Genomic DNA, 18,342 nt, shown 5'->3' on the forward strand with positions numbered 1-18,342 from the left:
GCTGGCGTGGGCAAAAAGCCGCCGGCGAACGGTTTTTCTGTCGGCTTTTCCTGTAAATCCATGATCCCCGTCACGCACTATTTTCCGATCTGCCGGGTGCCGTCACAAAATGGGCGCGAGTCCGTTTCCTTTTTTAGGAACCGGTTCCATTATTCTTCCGTGCCCAAGGGCGGTGCCTTGCACACGGAACATGACTCAGGATTTTGGAGGACGGAATGAAAAAGGTATTGGCGTTATTGGTAGCGGCGGCATTGGCGGGGTGTGGCGAGCAGGAGGCGGACTCCGGCGCCATCAGCATCATCGCCGCGCACAACCAGACCAACATCTCCAGCCCCTACCAGACAGGGATGTTGAAGCTGAAAGAGGTGGCCGAGCAGGGTGGGGAGTTCAGCGTGGAGGTGCATGCGGGCACCATCGGTACCAACGAAAACGAACTGATGGAAAAACTGGTGCTGGGCGGCGCCGATCTGGTGCTGGTGTCGCCGGGCTTCATGACTTCCGCCGGCATCGATGAGGTGGACCTCTTCTCCCTGCTGTACCTGTTCGACGACTACGAGCACTGGGAAGCGGTGGTCGACGGCGAGGTCGGCGACAGGATGGCGGATCTCATCTTCGCCGAGTCGGGCGAAAAATACCGCGTCGTCGGCTACTGGTCGGCCGGGGTGCGCCACTGGTATGGCAAGCAGCCGGTCAACAGCCTGGACGACCTGAAACAGATGAAGATCCGTACCCAGACCGCCGGGGTGGTGTCCCAGTTCTGGCTCGACGCCGGGGCGGTGCCCACCTCCGTGGCCTGGGCCGAGCTGTATCAGGCCCTGTCCAGCAACGTGGTCGATGCCTCCGAGAACGCCTACCCCTACCTGGTGCCGATGGAGCATCACAAGACCGCCAACGGCAAGTACATCTCGGAAACCGGCCACGATTACACCACCCGGCTGCTGCTGCTGCGCAACGCCACCTGGGAAAAGCTGGGCGACGAGCAGCGCGAGCGCTTTATGGCGGCGGTGCACCAGGCGACCCGGGCCGAGCGCCAGGCCATCTACACCGAGGAGAGCCAGTACAAGCAACAGGCCATCGAGGGCGGCGCCATCGTCAACACCCCGGACCGCCAGCCGTTCATGGAGCTGGCGCAGCGAATCCAGCAGCAATGGGCCGAGCAGCACGGCATGAGCGAGCTGGTCGAGCAGATCCGGCAGGCCCGGTAACGGCCGCCCGGGCGTGAAACTTCAAAGGATCGGCTGCACCCCGGGTGCAGCCCCATACAACGGGGAGTGACGATGGAACGATTTATCACCTGGCTGGCCAGGCTCCAGCTCGCGATCGGGACCCTGGCGCTGGTCATCTTCGTGGCCGCCACCCTGCTGCAGGTACTGGCGCGCTACCTGAACATCTCGGTGCTGTGGACCGAGGAAGTGGCGGTCAACGCCTTTATCTGGGCGATATTCTCCGGCGCCGCCGTCATGGTCCGGGAGAAAAAGCACTTCAGCTTCAACGCCCTGGCGCTGAAACTGAGCGGCCGGGCCCGCCTGGCGCTGGTGCTGTTCGAACAGTCGGTCATGCTGGTGTTCTGCGTGTTGTGCGCCTTTTACAGCGTGGAAATCACCGACACCTTCTGGCATTCCAAGTGGATCACCCTGCCGTCGTTGCAGCAGGGTTATGTCTGGCTGGTACTGCCGATTACATTTGCGACTTCTTCGATTTATCTGCTCGAGGGCATGTTGAAGGAGATCCGGGTCTGCATCAAAAGGGAGAAGCCGGCATGGAGCTAGGACTGATAGTGGTGCTGTTCGTCGCCTTGATTATTCTCGGCATTCCGATTGCCTTCGCCATCGGCATCGCCGCCCTGGCCGGGGTGGCCAGCATCGGCGGTATTCCCAATACCATGATCCCGATGAAGATGTTCTACGGGCTGAACTCCTATGTGCTGCTGGCGGTCCCCTTGTTCATCCTGACCGCCAACCTGATGAACAGCGGCAGGATCTCACGCAAGCTGATCGACTTTTCCATCGCCCTGGTCGGGCGCAAGCCGGGCGGCCTGGCCCATGCCAACGTGATGGTGTCGATGATGTTCGCCGGGGTCAGCGGCTCGTCCACCGCCGACACCGCCGGGGTGGGCAAGATCCTGATCCCCAGCATGACCAAGAAGGGTTACAGCCCGGAGATGTCGGTGGGGGTGACGGCGGCCTCGTCCACCATCGGCAGCATCATACCGCCCAGCATCACCATGGTGATCTACGGCGGCCTGACCAATACCTCCGTCGGCCAGCTGTTTATCGGCGGCCTGCTCCCCGGGCTGCTGATCGGCTTCGGCATGATGGCGATGATCAGCTACTTCGCCAGGAAGGACGGGCTGCCGGTGGCGGACAAGGTATCGCGCGGCGAATTCATGGCGCTGCTGAAGGACGCCATTCCGGCGATGATCACCCCGCTGATCATCATCGGCGGCATCGTCGGGGGCATCTATACCCCCACCGAGGCGGCGGCGTTCTCGGCGGTGTACGCCTACCTGATCAGCGCCTTCTACTACAAGACCATCAGGCTGAGCGATCTGCCGGAGATCTTTATCGACACCCTCAAGCTGAGCTGCCTGTCGCTGTTCGCCCTGGCGGCCGCCTCGGCCCTGGGCGAGTTCCTCGGTTATTACCGGATCAACAGCCTGGTGGCGGAGTTCTTCGCCGGACTGGGCGGCAACAGGTACCTGTTCATGTTGGTGGTGGTGCTGTTCTTCCTGTTCATCGGCACCTTCATGGATGCGATACCGGCCATGGTGCTGTTCGTGCCGGTGGTCTATCCGACCGCCCTGCTGCTGGGCGTGGATCCGGTACAGATGGGGATCATCATCATCATCACCCTGTCCATCGGCCTGATCACGCCGCCCTACGGCCTGTGCCTGCTGATCGCCGGCACCATCGGCGGCTTGCCGCTGAACAGGTCGTTCGGCTCGGTATTGCCCTATATCTCGGTGATCATCCTGGTGTTGCTGGCGGTGATCGTCTTCCCCTTCCTGCTGCTGGTGTAGCGTTACACGATATCCAGCGGTTCCTTGCGCCGGGGCGGCGGGAAGGCGGCGTCCAGCCGGGCCAGGACGTCGTCGCCCAGCCGCAGGTGCAGCGCCCCGGCGTTCTGTTGCACATGCTCGGGCTGCACCGCCTTGGGGATGGCGATGACGTCGCGCAGGCCGTTTATCGGGCGGATGGCCCAGGCCAGCAGCACCTGGGCCGGGGTGGCGCCGAGCTCGGCGGCGATGGCCTGCAGCTCCGGGTGGCCGAGCAGTTCCCGGCGCAGCCGGCCGCCCTGGGCCAGGGGGCAGTAGGCCATGGTGGGCAGCCCCTGCTGGCGCTGCCAGGGCAGCAGCGAATGCTCTATGCCCCGGGAGCCCAGGTGGTAGAGCACCTGGTTGACCGCGCAGCGCTCGCCGCCGGGCAGGGACGCCAGTTCCTGCATCTCGTCGATATCGAAGTTGGACACCCCGAAGCGCCGGATCTTGCCCTGCGCTTGCAGCCGCTCGAAGGCCTCGAGGGTTTCGTCCAGGGGCACGCTGCCCGGCCAGTGCAGCAGGTAGAGATCCAGGTAATCGGTGCCCAGGCGTTTGAGGCTGCGCTCGCAGGCCTGGATCGCGCTCTGCCGGCCGGCGTTCCAGGGGTAGACCTTGGACACCAGGAAAGCCTGCTCCCGGCGGCCCTTCAGTGCCTGGCCCACCACTTCCTCGGCGCCGCCGTCGGCGTACATCTCGGCGGTGTCGATAAGCCGCAGCCCCAGCTCCAGCCCCTGTTGCAGGGCCCGGACCTCGTCCTGCCGCGGGGCCAGTCCTTCGCCCATGTACCAGGTGCCCTGGCCGATGGCGGGCAGGGCCATGGCCGGCTGGCCGGCCATGGCCTTGAGTGTGACGGTGGCGTCCATCTGTCCCTCTCATTTTTTGGAAATGAATTCCGCATTATGGTGGCGCAGCGGGCCGGGCTTTGCAACGGTTGTCGCTGGCCCTGGCCGGTGGCGGCAAGGCTTGCTTTTGGCGGTCCTTTACTCTTAACTCGGTCAGGAGCGGAACGACTAGAATAAGAGCAGAGCACAGGAGCAGGCCATGACATCACCGACCTCACCGGCCCAGGACGAACGCGCCCTGGTCCGACGGCACCTTAAACTCGACCATATGAACCAGCTGCAGATAGAGCAGCTGGCGGAAGTGTTCGGCACCGAGCCGGGCGTGGTCAAGGTGGTGGTGCGCAAGCACTGGCTGGATATCGACTACGACGCCGCCGTGCTGACCCTGGATCGGGTAATCGCCCTGCTGGAGGCCTACGGCGGCGAGCTGTCCCACGACTGGTGGACGGCGTTCAAGGCCCACTGGTATCGCCGCCGGGAAGAGAAGCTGCGCGCCAGGCTGGCCCAAGACGACGAGTCGTCCTCCGGTGAGCCCTAATCCTCCAGCGCCCGGCGCAGTACGCCCTGGCCCCGTTGCAGCCGGGCCCGGGCCTCGGTCTTGCCCAGCCCCGACAGCAGCATCAGTATCGCCAGCTTGACCTCCCGGTCGGCATCGTCCAGCGCCCGGGCGGCGGTGCTTTCGTCCGTGCCGGTGGCCTGCATCACGATGCGGATGGCCCTGGCCTCGAGCTTCTCATTGCTGGCGTTCAGGTCCACCATCAGGTTCTGGTACACCTTGCCCAGGCGGATCATGCTGGCGGTGCTCAGCATGTTGAGCACCAGCTTCTGGGCGGTGCCGGACTTGAGCCGGGTGGAACCGGTGATCACCTCGGGCCCGACCTCGGGCTCGATGGCGATGGCCGCCTCCCGGCCGATGAGGGAGCCCGGATTGCACGCCAGCGCCACGGTGCCGGCGCCCAGGGCGCGGGCGTAGCGCAGGCCGCCGAGCACATAGGGGGTGCGGCCGCTGGCGGCGATGCCCACCACCACGTCTTTATCGGAGAGATCGATGTCCCGCAGATCCTGCTCGCCCCGGGCGGCGTCGTCTTCCACCCCCTCCTGGGCGCGGAACATGGCCGCCTCGCCGCCGGCGATAAGCCCCACCACCATGCCGGCCGGCACGCTGAAGGTGGGAGGGCATTCGGACGCATCCAGCACCCCCAGCCGGCCGCTGGTGCCGGCGCCCAGGTAGACCAGGCGGCCGCCCCGGCGCAAGGCCGCGACGGCGAGATCCACGGCGGCGGCGATCTCGGGCAGCACCCGGGCCACCGCCTCCGGCACCCGCTGGTCCTGGGAGTTGATGGTGGTGACGATGTCGAGGGTGCTTTTCAGATCGATATCCAGGGTGTCCGGGTTGCGGCCTTCCGAGGCCAGCCGGGCCAAATCGTTGAGCAGGTCGTGGTGTTGCATGGGGATACCTTCGGGTTCAGCCGGGCGGGTGGATGGCGCCCAGTATGGCGGGTCGGCGGGCGCCGGTCACCGCCGGCAGGTTGCCGGCCAGGCCGTGCAGGGTCTGGTGGGCCAGCCAGGCGAAGGCCATGGCTTCCATGGCGTCCATGTCCACCCCGGCGGCGTTGGTGGTGTCCACCCGCCAGCCGGGCAACTGGGCGGCGAGGCGTTCCAGCAGCAGGGGGTTGTGGCCGCCGCCGCCGCACACCAGCAGCTCGCCCGCCGGCCACTGTTGCGCCTCGCGGGCGATGGCGGTGGCGGTGAACTCGGCCAGGGTGGCCTGCACGTCGGCCACCGCCTCGTCGCCGGCGAGCCGGTGGTCCAGCCAGCTTTCGTTGAACAGCTCCCGCCCGGTGCTCTTGGGGGCGGGCAGGGCCAGCCAGGGTTCGGCCAGCAGCCGCGCCAGCAGGGCGGGCGACACCCGGCCGCGGCGGGCGAGAGCGGCGCCCCGGTCGAAAGGCTGACCGGTGTGGCGCCGGCACCAGAGATCCATCAGCATGTTGCCGGGGCCGACATCGTAGCCCAGCACCGGCGTATCGGGCGCCAGCACCGTGATGTTGGCGATGCCGCCGATGTTCACCACCAGCCGCACCCGGTCCGTGCCGCCCAGCACCTGCCGGTGGAAGGCGGGCACCAGGGGCGCGCCCTGGCCACCCAAGGCCATGTCCTTGCGGCGAAAGTCGTTGACGGTGGTGATGCCGGTTTCGGCCGCCAGCCGGTTGCCGTCGCCCAGTTGCAGGGAGAAGGGCAGGGGGCCGTCGGGCTGGTGCCAGACGGTCTGGCCGTGGCAGCCGATGGCGCGGATGTCGGCGGCCTGCCGGCCGGATCCTGCCAGCAGCTGCAGCACCACACCGGCATAGGCCCGGCCCAGTTCGGCATCGAGCTCGCCCCATTGCCGGGCGCTGACGGCGCCGCCGCCGGCCAGGGCCAGCAGCCGGTCGCGCAGCCCGGGTTCGAAGGGGGCGGTGGTGCGCTCAAGCAGCCGGATCCGTTCGCCGTCGGTCTCGACCAACACGGCGTCGATGCCGTCCAGGCTGGTGCCGGACATGATGCCGATGTAGTTGTCCATGATCACCAGGTGCCGGGAAGCTCTTGCACCGGGCTGACCGGTACGCTGATCACCCCGTTTTCAAAGGGTTGCGGCTCGGGCTCGGCTTCTGCCACCGGGGGCGGCTCGGGTGCGGGCGGAGGGGGCGTGCCGCCACAGGCGGTAAGGAGCAGTGCCAGGCCGAGCCACAGCGGTTTGTGCATTGCGTATTTCTCCGTGAAAGGCCACTATTTTCAACCCACAAGGTTGCCATAGACCGATAATGGCCGCCAGCGGGCGGCGCAAATAAATGACGAGGGAGCACCATGGCCTACTGGTTGTTCAAGACCGAGCCCGACACCTTTTCCATCGACGATCTGGCCCGGGCCAATACCATCTGGGAAGGGGTGCGCAACTATCAGGCGCGCAACTTCCTGCGTGACCAGGTGCAGGAAGGTGACGAAGTGTTTATCTACCATTCCAGCTGCAAGCAGGTGGGCATCGCCGGCATCGGCCGGGTGGTGCGGGCCGGCTTTCCCGACCCTTTCGCCTTCGATCCCGGCAGCACCTATTTCGACGCCAAATCCAATCCGGACCAGCCTACCTGGTACGCGGTGGAACTGGCCTTCGAGCGCCGCCTGCCGCTGCTGCCGCTGGCGGCGCTGAAGGCCAACCCGGCCCTGGCCGGGATGCCGCTGGTGCAGAAGGGCAGCCGGCTGTCGGTGATGCCGGTCACCCCGGAGCAGTGGCAGGCGATATTGGCGATGGCCTGAGTCAGAGCCCGAACACCCCGGCCAGGTAACGGGCCACGCCGTCCTCGTCGGCGCTCAGGGCGCGCTCATGGTGGGGCAGGGCGTCCCGCAGCCGGGAATGGGCGTTGGCCATAACCACGCCCCGACCGACGCCGGACAGCATCTCGTAGTCGTTCATGCCGTCGCCGAAGGCGATCACCCGTTGCAGGGGCACGCCCTTGAGGCCCATCAGCGAGGCCACCGCCGAGCCCTTGTTGACCTCGCCGTGCATCACCTCCAGGCACTGGGGCAGGGAAAAGGTGACGTTGAGCCGGTCGCCGAAGTGGGCCAGCAGCATTTCCTCCACCTGCAGCAGTTGCTGGTGATCGCCGGCGTAGAACACTTTTTCCACCCCCTGCTTGGCGGTGGCGCGCAGATCGGTGAGTTGGTAACGGAAGTCGCTGTCGGGGCTGAAGTCGAGCATGCCCGGCATGTCTTCCTCCACCAGCCAGTGTTCGCCCCGGTACATGTTGAGGTGCACCCCGGGCAGGCGGAAGCGGCCGACCAGATCCTCCACCATCTCAGCGGGGATGGTCTGGTTATAGATCAGCTTGTCGTCCGGATTGTGCACCATGGCGCCGTTGCTGGTGATCAGGCTGACGTTCAGCCCCAGCTTGTCGCGGATGGAGCGCACGTCCACGTAGTGGCGGCCGGTGGCGACGATGAATTCGATGTCCCGGGCCACCAACTGGTGCAGCACCTCCCGGGTGTAGTCGGAAACCTGGTGATGGCGGTTGAGCAGGGTGCCGTCGAGATCGGACACTATTACGTTGTACATAGGGCAGTCCTGTTGGCGGTTGGGGGCACGGCGGTGCCCGGCTTACGGATGCTGGTCGAAGAACGCCAGGGCCGGTCCCAGTGCCTGCTGGCGGTAGTCATCCTGTTCGATAAAGAGTTCGTGCGCGGCCCCGGCAATCACCAGGGGGCCGCCCCCTTCACAGTGGCCGAGGGCCTGGCAGAACGCCTGCTGCGCCCCATTGTCGACCACCACGTCGGCGCCGGCCTGTAGCACCAGCAGGGGTGTGGTGATGCGATGGGCGCGGGCGATGGCCCGGTCGGCGGCGCTGAAGCTCTGCGCCAGCCAGTGCAGGCTGACCCCGCCCAGCTGCAGTTCGGGCCGTTGCCGGTAGAGCTGGCGGAACAGCCGGTAGCGCAGCGGGCTGTGGGTCAGATCGTTATCGGCGAACTCGGGCTCCTGGTAGCCGCCGCCCTGGCCGGGGGCGTAGCAGTGCTGGTAGCCCAGCCAGTGGCAGCCGGTCTGCAGCACCCGGACCAGGCCCCTGGCGAACCAGCGGGGCAGGGGGCCGAGATAGATGCCCATCATGGGAGAGGAAAGCACCGCCGCCTGCAGCCTGACCCGGGTCTCGCTCAGCCACAGGGCGGAGACGGTGCCGCCCATGGAGTGGGCCAGCAGGTAGAGCTGTCCGGGCCGATCCGGCAGCACCTGTTGTTGCACGAACCGCTCCAGATCCTGTACATAATCGTCGAAATCGGCGACATAGCCGAGCAGTGGGTCGTCCAGCAGTCGCGGCGCCAGGCCTTGGCCCCGGTGATCGTAGAGATAGACGTCATAGCCGTTGTTGAACAGATCCCGCGCCAGCTCCCGGTACTTGAGATAGCTTTCGGTGCGGCCGTTGACCAGGATCACCGCCTTGTCGTGGTCGGCGGAACTGAGCTTGGCGAAGGGCAACGAAAGATCGCCGCTGCCGCTAAAGGTGCCTTCCGTCGCCTGTTGCCGCCAGAATACCTCCAGTCCCGCCGGACCGAGGGTGTTCAGTTCGGCTTCGGTGGTCAGGCGCAAGGGCGAGGCGATGGCGGTATTCATAAGCAGGCAGACCCCGAGCAAAAGCAGGCGACCGAGCATAACGGGCTCCGTGGTGGTAAACCGGGCGCAACAAATTGCGGAGCAGTTTACCGCTAAAGCCCGGGAGATGAAATGTCGTTATTTGATCAACACCCGGACCTATTTGCGCTGCCGGTACACCTTGAGCACGTTGGGGGTGACCCGGATCTTGCGCATGATATTGGCCAGGTGGATACGGCTCTTGGTGGTGATCAACAACTCCACCACATAGACCCGGCCGTCTTTCTCCTCGGTGCTGATGCTGTGGATATTGGCGCCGGTGGCGGCGATCACGTTGGCCAGCTCCGCCAGGGCCCCCTGATGGTTGATGATCTCGATGCCGATCTCGGTCTTGAATTCGAAGTCGAAATCCTGCTCCATGTCCCACTGCACCGGCAGGTACTTGTCCGGTTCCTTGCTGTAGCCGCGGATGTTCTTGCACGACTCCAGGTGCACCACCAGCCCCTTGCCCGGGCTGATGTGGGCCACGATGGGATCGCCGGGGATGGGACGACAGCAGTTGGCGAAGTTGAGCAGCATGTCGTCGGCGCCGCGGATCGGCATCTTCTTCGCCGTCTTGTTGCGCTCGGCGGGGATCTCGTCCAGCTTGCCCAGCAGCCGGCGCGCCACCACCACGCTCATGGCGTTGCCGAGGCCGATGTCGGCCAGCAGGTTGTTGATGGAGCCGTGCTTGGTGTCCTTCAGCACCTGTGCGATGCGTTCGGCCGGAATGTCTTCCAGGTTCTTGGCGCCCAGCGCGTGGTTGAGCAGCCGCTTGCCCAGCAGCACCGACTCTTCGGTGCGCAGGTTCTTGAGGAACTGGCGGATCTTGGTGCGGGCGCGGGAGGTGACCACGAAGTTGAGCCAGGCCACGTTGGGCCGGGCGCTGGGGGCGGTGATGATCTCCACCGTCTGGCCCGAGTGCAGCGGCTGGCTGAGCGGGAACGGCTGCCGGTCGACCCGGGCGCCGACGCAGGCGTGGCCGATATCGGTGTGCACCGCATAGGCGAAGTCGACCGGGGTGGCGCCGGAGGGCAGCTCCAGGATGCGGCCTTCCGGGGTGAACACGTAGATTTCGTCGGGGAAGAGATCGGTTTTGACCCCTTCGATGAACTCGAAGGAGGAGCCGGCACTCTGCTGCAGCTCGAGCAGGCTCTGCATCCAGCGCTGGGCGCGCACCTGGGCGGTGGTGCCGGAGCTTTCGCCGTCCTGCTTGTAGGCCCAGTGGGCCGCCACCCCCTTGTCGGCCATCTGATCCATGTATTCGGTACGGATCTGCACTTCCACCGGCACCCCGTGCGGCCCCACCAGGGAGGTGTGCAGCGACTGGTAGCCGTTGGTCTTGGGAATGGCGATATAGTCCTTGAACCTGCCGGGGCGGGGCTTGTACAGGGTGTGCATCTGGCCCAGCACCCGGTAGCAGGTGTCGATGTCCCTGACGATCACCCGGAAGGCGTAGATATCCATCACTTCGTGAAACTGCAGCTCTTTCTTCACCATCTTCTTGTAGATGGAGAACAGGTTCTTTTCCCGGCCCTTGACCAGGGCTTCGATACGGGCGTCGTCCAGCCGGCCCTTGATCTCTTCCAGGATGGACTGGATGATCTCTCGCCGGTTTCCCCGGGCCCGGCGCACCGACTCGCGCAATACCCGGGTGCGCATGGGGTAGAGCGCCTCCAGGCCCAGCTCTTCCAGCTCGTTCTTGATGCTGTGGATACCGAGCCGGTTGGCGATGGGGGCGTAGATCTCGAGGGTTTCCCGGGCGATGCGGCGGCGCTTGTCCGGGCGCAGGGCGCCCAGGGTGCGCATATTATGGGTGCGGTCGGCCAGCTTGATCAGGATAACCCTGATGTCCTGGGTCATGGCCAGTACCATCTTGCGGAAGTTTTCGGTCTGGGCTTCCTTGCGATCGCGGAACTTGAGCTTGTCGAGCTTGGACACCCCTTCCACCAGGTCCGCCACCGGCTTGCCGAACTGCTGTTCGAGCATCTCCTTGGTGACCGGGGTATCTTCAATCACGTCGTGCAGCAGGGCGGCCATCAGGGTTTCGTGATCCAGGTGCATCTCGCCCAGAATGCGGGACACCGCCACCGGATGGGTGATATAGGGTTCGCCGCTGGAGCGGGTCTGTCCCTGGTGCGCGTCCCGGGCCACGATATAGGCCGCTTTCAGCTGCTCTACCTGCTCGGCCGGCAGATATCCGGAGGAAAGTTCCTTGAGTGATTCAAATAGATACAAGTGGTACCCCGACAGTCAACGCCGTTTGCACATAATTCAGAGGTGAGGCCCGTTCAGGCCGGGAACGGGCCCGCCGGCGCGGGCCGGAGGGCAAAACCGGAGTTAGCTGCGGCCTTCGGCGATGGCGGCCACGGCGGCCAGCTCGGCGGCTTCCAGCTCCTGCTGCTCCTGGCGATCCTGGACGTCCATGACCGCATGGTTGACCAAGCCTTCCTCGATTTCGCGCAGGGCGACCACGGTGGGCTTGTCGTTTTCTTCATCGACCAGCGGTTCTTTACCCTGGGTGGCCAGTTGGCGGGCGCGACGGGCGGCAACCAGGACCAGATCGAAGCGGTTACCAACCTGTTCTACAGCATCTTCAACAGTAACGCGTGCCATGATGGACTCCAATGATTAAAAAAGGTGCAAAATTCTAATGGATCTTAGCTTATTCCGCCAGTAGCCGGGAAAGCAAGTCCTGGTAACGTACCGCCTGCTTGCCGGTATTGGCGCGCTCGGCCTCGATAATGGCGCTGAGCTGGTTCAGCGCATGCTCGAAGGTGTCGTTGACCAGCAGGTAGTCGTATTCATCGTAATGGGACATTTCCGACACCGCCTTGGCCATGCGGTTTTTGATCACCTCGGCACTGTCCTGCTGGCGGGCGTGCAGCCGGCGCTCCAGCTCTTCCCGGCTGGGCGGCAGGATGAAGATGGACTTGGCGCTGGGCGACTGTTTGCGGATCTGGCGGGCGCCCTGCCAGTCGATGTCCAGCAGTACGTCGATGCCCTGCACCAGCAACTGGTCAATCCATTCGCGGGAGGTACCGTAATAATTGCCGAACACCTCGGCCCACTCGTAGAAGGCGCCCCGCTCGATAAGCCGCTCGAACTGCGCCTTGTCGACAAAGTGGTAGTGCACGCCATCCTCTTCACCGGGGCGTTTGTCGCGGGTGGTATGGGAGACCGAAACCTGCAGCTTGCCGTCGGCACTGGGGCGTTCGAGCAGGGCCCGGATCAGGCTGGACTTGCCCGCGCCGCTGGGAGAGGAAATGATAAATAAGGTACCGCTGTGCGCCATAGTGTCGAGCCCGTTCGAGGTTGTCTGCCAGCGCCGAGCATGGCGGCTGGAACCAGGGGCGGCAAAGCTTACCAGAAGCCGGCGGATAAAAAAATGGCCGTTGCAAACACAACGGCCAATCAAAAGTAACTATAGCTTGCTGCGGAAGTGCCCTCCACGCAAATTTCATTATGATCAGGTGGCTGCTTCGGCTCTATCAGTTTTTACCTGCCCAAAGCCTCGTAAAAACCGAATAGTTATGCGTGAAAAACCGGGACCACCGGTCGGCTCAGCACTGGAACACCATTACCTTGTCCCGCAGCCGGCCGACCTGCTGGCTCAGGTGCTGGCTGGCGCTGGCGGCCTGCTGGGCCATGGTGCTGGCCCGGGCGCCCTGTTCGGCCAGGTGCTGCAGCCCCTCGTGGATCTGGCCGATGGCGTCCTGCTGGGCCCGGGTGCCGGTGCTCATGCTGCTGTTGATGGCGAACACTTCCTCCAGGCGCCGGCTCATCTGTCGCAACTGCTCCCGGGTGCTGGTCAGGCTGGCCAGGCCGTGCTGGCTGCTGCCGGCGCTGATGTCCATCTGCTCGGCCACCTGGGTGCTGGCGTTGCGCAGGTTGTCGATCATGTTCTGGATTTCGGTGGTGGAGCTCTGGGTGCGCTGGGCCAACTGGCGCACCTCGTCGGCGACCACGGCGAAGCCGCGGCCGTGCTCGCCGGCCCGTGCCGCCTCGATGGCGGCGTTGAGCGCCAGCAGGTTGGTCTGATCCGAGATGCTGCGGATCACCTCCAGCACGTGCAGTATGTCGTCGCTGTGGCGGCGCAGGGACTCCATCCGCGCCTTGGCATCCAGCATGTCCTGCTCCAGGCGACCGATGGCACCGTAGCTCTGCTCCAACTGCCGCTCCGCCGCGTCCAGCACGGCGCTGCCTTCTTCCGAGTAACGGCCGGCTTCGCCGGCGTTGGTGGCGATGTCGGCCACCTGGGTGGTGATGCCGTGCATGACCCGGGTGATCTGCTCCAGCGCCGACTGCTGCAGGTGGAAGGAGTCACTCGCTTCCCGGGCCCCGCCGTGCAACTGCTCCACCACCACTTCGGTTTCGTCGCTGACATGACGGACTTCGCTCAGGGTTTGGCGCAGCTTGTCCATCAGCAGGTTCAGTTGCCGGCACAGGTGGCCGATTTCGGCCTGATCCCGGGTTTCGAAGTGTACCCGCAGGTCCAGGCTGTCGGCGGTGTCGCTGATCTGGCGGCGCAACGAGGCCAGGGGGGCGATCAGGGCGCCGGCCATGGGGTAGAGCAACACCAGCCCGAGGCCCAGCAGCAGGCCGGCGATACCCAGGGTGGTCAGCTGGTTGTGGCGGATTTCACCCAGGATGTCGGCGGTGGGCACTTCGGCCACCAGGAAGCGTTGCAAGGCGGGCATCCAGATGGCGCCGATGAATTTTTCTTCCCCCCGCCAGTCCAGGCGGAGGATACGGCCCTGCTCGCTTTTGCCGGACAGCAGCCCGGCCAGCTCGGGCTGGCTGCCCAGGTCGAGCCTTCCGGCCTGGTTCATGTCCGGGTGGATATCGACCAGGCCGGAAGGCTGCACCAGCATTACCTTACCCCCGGCCCCGATGCGAAACTCCCGGATCAGGGCGCCGAGCTGGCTCATGTTCATGGCGCCGCCGGCCACGTTCAGCGGCTGATCCGCCGGGTTGGTACGGCTGCTGCGGAAGTTGACGAACATCAGCAATTGCTCGTCGCTGAAGGCGTTGGTGTCCAGGTTCAGCTCGAAGGGCCGGCCACCATTCAGGTAGCTGAAGTACCAGGCGTCGTCGGGATTGTCGGCGGACATCCGTCGCCAGTCGAGCTTGCCGTCTTCGTAGTGGTGGTAGCGCACCTCCCGGCCGTCATTGGTGGCCATGAACACCGCCGTGGCCTGCAGCGAGTCCTGCACCTGGGCCAGGGCCGCCTGTATCTGCGGCAGCTGATCCGCCGGGGCGCCGGCGGCAATCCAGTCCAGGATAAAGGGGCTCTTGGCCAGGGCTTCGGAGCCGGCGATGACGGTATTCAGCCTGGCCTGAACCTGGGCCGCGATGGCCGAGAGCGCGGTGGGCAGTTCGTCGTGCTGCAGCCGGGACAGCCGATCCCGGCCGTTGAGGGTGGATTGCAGTATCACCACCAGCAGGACGAGAACGGCCAGCAGCAGGGCCGTGGCGATAAACAGACGGGCGCGCATGCCGAGGCGATGCCAGCGGTTCATATTCTTCTCCCTAAGATGTGCCGGCATGCGTTCGTTGCCGGCGGTGCTCTACGTTATTGGTTGTTAGTTTTTTTAGTGCGTGTGGTGACGATTCGGGTAAGGGCGTCGTGCTCCGGCGAGACTGGGATGGAATCAGCTTAATGCCGTTTTGAGTCCCTTTGCCAGCGTCGGCGAGCCCTTCACCGATAAATAGCAGGAAATGTTGAAGATATTGTGTCGTACACCAATAAATAGCGGGAAATGTTGAAAATATCATGGCGAATGGCGGGCATGAGGGGCCGTGATATTTTAAATGCACCTTATCCGTGATCCCGATCAAGGGCGAACCCGGGGCTTTATGCAGCAATGGCAGCCTGTCTGGCGCTTGATACCGGCACGCCACCGCCGGTGGTGAAAAGAAGGAGCCACAATGGCCGATAAACCCCAAAGCGACTGGGATCCCAGGGCCGAAGCCGTACTGCAGGATCAGATCGCCGCCTATGATGAGTTGCGCCGGCGATGTCCTGTTGCCTACAGCGACTATCTGCAATGGTCGGTGTTCGGCCACCGGGAGGTGCGTCGCATCCTCGAGGATCACCACGGTTTCAGCAATGCTGTATCCTGCCATCTGTCCGTGCCGAACGGCATGGATCCGCCGGAGCATGGCCGGTACCGGCGGCTGATCGAGCCTTATTTCGATGAAAACCGCATGGCGGCCTTCGAGCCGGCCTGCCGGGCACTGGCCCGTCGTCTGGTCGCGGCCCTGCCCAGGGGGGAGTGCGAGATGGTAGCAGGCCTGGCCCAGCCGTTCTCGCTGCAGGTACAATGCGCCTTTCTCGGCTGGCCGGCCTCGCTGCACGAGCCGCTGCGTCAGTGGACCCTGAACCACCAGCGGGCGACCCTGGCCGGTGACCGGGCCCGACTGGCGGCGGTGGCGATCGAGTTCGACGGTTATATCCCCACCTTGCTGGCGGAGCGCAGAGCACTGGGCGCCGAGGCCCCGGACGATCTGACCACCGTCCTGCTGCGGGAACGGATATCGGGGCGGCCGCTGGCCGACGAGGAACTGGTCAGCCTGCTGCGCAACTGGACGGTGGGTGAGCTCGGCACCATCACCGCCAGCATCGGCATCCTGATCCACTATCTGGCCGAGCATGGCGAGGTGCAGCGGCAATTGCGCCAGGATGCCTCGCTGCTGCCCGCCGCCATCGACGAGATCCTGCGCATTCATGCGCCCCTGATCAGCAACCGCCGCGTCACCACCAGGGAAGTCGAGGTGGGCGGCCGAACGCTGGTGGCGGGCGAGCGGATTTCCATCCTTTGGGCGTCGGCCAACCGGGATGAGGCGGTGTTCGGCGATCCGGACGAGTTCCGCCTGGATCGGGATCCGGCGGACAACCTGCTTTATGGCGCCGGTATCCACGTCTGTCCGGGCGCTCCCCTGGCCAGGCTGGAACTGCGGCTGGTGCTGGCAGCGCTGCTGCAGGCGAGCGACGGGTGGTCCCTGTCACCCGGACGAGAGCCGGTCAGGGCCCGTTACCCGGGCAGCGGATTCAGCACTCTTTGGGTCGGGCTGGAATAAGCCGCTCCGGACGACCGGAGCGGGGGGTTACTGTTGCGGGGGCTCCTGGCGGACCACGCTCACCTTGTGCTGCTCCTTGGTCCACTTACCCTGGGGCTTGTCGATGTACTGGAAATACTCGTTGGTGAAACTGCCCTGGCTGCAGGTGTAGCGATAGAAGGTGGTGGGCACCCGACGGTGATCCAGTACCTGGTTGAATACCCCCGGCCCGGTCAGGTTGTAGACCCCTTCGATGGTGTTTTCCCGAATGTTTTGCAGCACCCGGGCGATCAGCCTGGCCAGGTTGGGATTGTCCGGCCGGCTGGCGATAAAGTAATTGGTCAGTTCGTCACCCTTGCGGATGATGTACAGCTCCTGATGCTCCGGCCTGATGATAAAACCGAGTGGCCACACCGCGTGGGCGTCGATGTCCAGGTAGACGCCACCGTGTTTTTGCAGCACCAGCAGCCGCCAGAAATCGGCCTGGGCGGCCCCGATCTGCAGCCTGGAATACTGCTCGAAAATCTCGTCCGGGTAATGGGCCCTGATAAAGTCGGCCCGCGCTTCGGTGATCATGAAGCGATACTCGAAGGTGGGCGAGATCAGCCGGTTGAACAGGTAGTTGAGGTAGACCGGTAGGGTCACCCTGTTGGTGAAGTTGGTCTGCCAGATGATGCGCGGTATCGGCCTGTTCTTGCCCTTCAGCAGGGCACCGGAGCGTTCCGGCAGGGTAAAGCGCTGGTCGGGGAAGAGGGCATGGAAGCCGTAGCACAGCACCTTGGTGATGTTGGCGAACAGCTTGATCAACCGGCTGGTCAGCAGTATATGGGCCTTCACGGGGGCTCCTGTGATGATTGATGGCGTTAAAGACCGGGTTATTCTAGCATGCCGGGCCCGGGAGCCGACCCTGAATGTCGGCCATGTTCTCATTGTTCCAAGGCGCCGGCGTCGTCCGCTGAACGGCTACCCACCACCATTGACGAAGTGCTGCGCCAACGACGGTTGCTCCCATCAATAAACTGGGAATATGGCAGACCCGGGAAAATGGTGGGCAGCAGCTGAACGCGGCCCGGCAGGCCAACCGACAGCTGCCCGGCTGGTTTCAGGCTCGACTTTCGTCTTTTTACGGTAATCTCTGCCGTAAAAAGGCTTGTTACCAAACCAATGTGACACCCGGGTTACTCACAGGTGCCAGTTTCCGCCATATTGAAGCGAACCACCGCTCCTTGAGTTTCACCGGAAACAAAAAGCCCTTGTAACACAAGGGCCGGATTGAGCAGATAACGAGGCGAAATATTACTCGATATTCTGGATCTGCTCCCGCATCTGCTCGATAAGCACCTTCAGCTCTACCGCCGAGGCGGTGATGTCGGCGTTGATCGACTTGGAGCCCAGGGTGTTGGACTCGCGGTTGAACTCCTGCATCATAAAGTCCAGCCGCCGGCCGCAGGCGCCGCCTTTCTTGAGGATCTTGCGGGTCTCGCCGATGTGGGTGACCAGGCGGTCCAGCTCTTCGGCCACGTCCACCTTCTGCGCCAGCAGTACCATTTCCTGCTCCAGCCGCTGCGGATCCAGCTCCAGCTTGGCTTCTTCGAAGCGTTCCTGCAGGCGCTGGCGTTGCCAGGCCAGCACGTCGGGCATATGGGTTTTTACCTTGGCCACTTCCTGCTCTATGCCGTCAAGCCGCTGTTCGATCAGTGCTTTCAGCTTGTCGCCTTCGCTGGCGCGGGCGGCGAGGAAGTCGTCGATGACCTGGTCAAGGCAGGCGATCAGGGCGTTACTGAGGGTGTCCATGTCCTGGGCCTGGGCTTCCATCACCCCCGGCCAGCGCAGTATGTCCACCGGGTTCATGCTGCCGTGGCCGGCCTTCTCCATCACCCAAGTGGCGCCTTCGATCAACTGCTCGGCCAGGGCCTTGTTTATCTGCAACTGGCCCTGGTTGGCCAGGTTGGATTCGAAGCGCAGGCCGCATTCCACCTTGCCCCGTTGCAGCCGGGCGCGCAGTTTCTCCCGCACCATGGGCTCCAGGCCGCGGAACTGTTCGGGCAGACGGGTGTAGGTTTCTAGGTAGCGCTGGTTGACCGAGCGGATTTCCCACACGGCGGTGCCCCAGTCTTGCTTGAATTCCTGCCGGGCGTAGGCGGTCATGCTGTGGATCATGCGATTCTCTGTAGTATGTGGACCTTCATACACCGAGTGTGACACAGGCTCGGGTCGGCGCCAATGGTTGCCCGCATGCAATGGCCGTCCAG

The 18,342-nt window shown here is 64.3% G+C and carries 18 protein-coding genes; 6 read left to right on the plus strand and 12 right to left on the minus strand.

From position 1 onward, the window contains the following. The first annotated feature begins 215 nt into the window (after window positions 1-215). The 3 genes from C7H85_RS11470 (at window position 216) to C7H85_RS11480 (ending at window position 3,019) form a co-directional block, all read left to right on the plus strand. On the plus strand, window positions 216-1,205 hold the full coding sequence (locus C7H85_RS11470; RefSeq protein WP_106729837.1) for a TRAP transporter substrate-binding protein: 990 nt from the start codon (window positions 216-218) through the stop codon (window positions 1,203-1,205). 72 nt (window positions 1,206-1,277) lie between these two features. Next, window positions 1,278-1,769 carry a TRAP transporter small permease gene (locus C7H85_RS11475; RefSeq protein ID WP_106729838.1) on the plus strand — a complete coding sequence of 164 codons (492 nt, stop codon included), beginning with the start codon at window positions 1,278-1,280 and terminating at the stop codon, window positions 1,767-1,769. Further along, window positions 1,760-3,019: a TRAP transporter large permease gene (locus tag C7H85_RS11480; RefSeq protein ID WP_106729839.1), complete on the plus strand. Its 1,260-nt coding sequence runs from the start codon at window positions 1,760-1,762 to the stop codon at window positions 3,017-3,019. Before C7H85_RS11475 ends, C7H85_RS11480 begins: the two co-directional genes overlap by 10 nt. Window positions 3,020-3,021: 2 nt before the next feature. Here C7H85_RS11480 and C7H85_RS11485 read toward each other — a convergent pair whose 3' ends face one another. Continuing rightward, window positions 3,022-3,900: an aldo/keto reductase gene (locus C7H85_RS11485; RefSeq protein ID WP_106729840.1), complete on the minus strand. Its 879-nt coding sequence runs from the start codon at window positions 3,898-3,900 to the stop codon at window positions 3,022-3,024. Window positions 3,901-4,078: 178 nt separating this feature from the next. Here C7H85_RS11485 and C7H85_RS11490 point away from each other — a divergent pair, with 178 nt between their 5' ends. Further along, the gene (locus tag C7H85_RS11490; RefSeq protein WP_106729841.1) at window positions 4,079-4,417 is read left to right on the plus strand and encodes a hypothetical protein; all 339 of its coding nucleotides are present in this window, start codon (window positions 4,079-4,081) and stop codon (window positions 4,415-4,417) included. Here the strand turns inward: C7H85_RS11490 and murQ are convergent. From murQ to C7H85_RS11505, 3 genes are read right to left on the minus strand one after another with little or no spacing between them, the layout of a single operon-like run. Further along, a complete protein-coding gene (murQ, locus tag C7H85_RS11495; protein WP_106729842.1) occupies window positions 4,414-5,328 on the minus strand; it encodes an N-acetylmuramic acid 6-phosphate etherase in 915 nt (304 codons plus the stop codon). The genes C7H85_RS11490 and murQ overlap by 4 nt on opposite strands. Window positions 5,329-5,344: 16 nt before the next feature. Then, window positions 5,345-6,439, minus strand: a complete 1,095-nt coding sequence (locus C7H85_RS11500) for an anhydro-N-acetylmuramic acid kinase (RefSeq protein WP_210433643.1) — start codon at window positions 6,437-6,439, stop codon at window positions 5,345-5,347. Then, on the minus strand, window positions 6,439-6,618 hold the full coding sequence (locus C7H85_RS11505) for a hypothetical protein (protein WP_106729844.1): 180 nt from the start codon (window positions 6,616-6,618) through the stop codon (window positions 6,439-6,441). Before C7H85_RS11505 ends, C7H85_RS11500 begins: the two co-directional genes overlap by 1 nt. A gap of 102 nt (window positions 6,619-6,720) precedes the next feature. Here C7H85_RS11505 and C7H85_RS11510 point away from each other — a divergent pair, with 102 nt between their 5' ends. Next, window positions 6,721-7,167, plus strand: coding sequence for an EVE domain-containing protein (locus C7H85_RS11510; protein WP_106729845.1), 447 nt, complete (start codon window positions 6,721-6,723; stop codon window positions 7,165-7,167). Between the two features lies 1 nt (window position 7,168). On the opposite strand, the gene C7H85_RS11515 is transcribed toward C7H85_RS11510, so the two are convergent. From C7H85_RS11515 to C7H85_RS11540, 6 genes are all read right to left on the minus strand, one after another. Next, window positions 7,169-7,963, minus strand: coding sequence for a Cof-type HAD-IIB family hydrolase (locus C7H85_RS11515; protein ID WP_106729846.1), 795 nt, complete (start codon window positions 7,961-7,963; stop codon window positions 7,169-7,171). A 42-nt stretch (window positions 7,964-8,005) separates the two neighbouring features. Further along, entirely contained in the window at window positions 8,006-9,049 is a 1,044-nt protein-coding gene (locus tag C7H85_RS11520; protein WP_106729847.1) for an alpha/beta fold hydrolase, read from the minus strand. Between the two features lie 99 nt (window positions 9,050-9,148). After that, on the minus strand, window positions 9,149-11,266 hold the full coding sequence (gene spoT, locus C7H85_RS11525; protein ID WP_106729848.1) for a bifunctional GTP diphosphokinase/guanosine-3',5'-bis pyrophosphate 3'-pyrophosphohydrolase: 2,118 nt from the start codon (window positions 11,264-11,266) through the stop codon (window positions 9,149-9,151). 102 nt (window positions 11,267-11,368) lie between these two features. Beyond that, entirely contained in the window at window positions 11,369-11,644 is a 276-nt protein-coding gene (gene rpoZ, locus C7H85_RS11530) for a DNA-directed RNA polymerase subunit omega (protein WP_106729849.1), read from the minus strand. Between the two features lie 49 nt (window positions 11,645-11,693). Continuing rightward, a complete protein-coding gene (gene gmk / locus C7H85_RS11535) occupies window positions 11,694-12,323 on the minus strand; it encodes a guanylate kinase (protein ID WP_106729850.1) in 630 nt (209 codons plus the stop codon). Between the two features lie 268 nt (window positions 12,324-12,591). Then, complete coding sequence (locus tag C7H85_RS11540) at window positions 12,592-14,550, minus strand: methyl-accepting chemotaxis protein (protein WP_106729851.1); 1,959 nt, start codon at window positions 14,548-14,550, stop codon at window positions 12,592-12,594. Between the two features lie 409 nt (window positions 14,551-14,959). Between C7H85_RS11540 and C7H85_RS11545 the strand changes: the two genes are divergently transcribed. After that, a complete protein-coding gene (locus C7H85_RS11545; RefSeq protein WP_106729852.1) occupies window positions 14,960-16,111 on the plus strand; it encodes a cytochrome P450 in 1,152 nt (383 codons plus the stop codon). A gap of 27 nt (window positions 16,112-16,138) precedes the next feature. On the opposite strand, the gene C7H85_RS11550 is transcribed toward C7H85_RS11545, so the two are convergent. Together C7H85_RS11550 and C7H85_RS11555 are read right to left on the minus strand one after the other, a co-directional pair. Then, window positions 16,139-16,927, minus strand: a complete 789-nt coding sequence (locus C7H85_RS11550) for a glycosyltransferase family 32 protein (RefSeq protein WP_106729853.1) — start codon at window positions 16,925-16,927, stop codon at window positions 16,139-16,141. A 459-nt stretch (window positions 16,928-17,386) separates the two neighbouring features. After that, window positions 17,387-18,250: a YicC/YloC family endoribonuclease gene (locus C7H85_RS11555; RefSeq protein ID WP_106729854.1), complete on the minus strand. Its 864-nt coding sequence runs from the start codon at window positions 18,248-18,250 to the stop codon at window positions 17,387-17,389. Window positions 18,251-18,342: the final 92 nt, after the last annotated feature.

Source organism: Zobellella endophytica (assembly GCF_003012775.1).
GTDB lineage: Bacteria > Pseudomonadota > Gammaproteobacteria > Enterobacterales > Aeromonadaceae > Oceanimonas > Oceanimonas endophytica.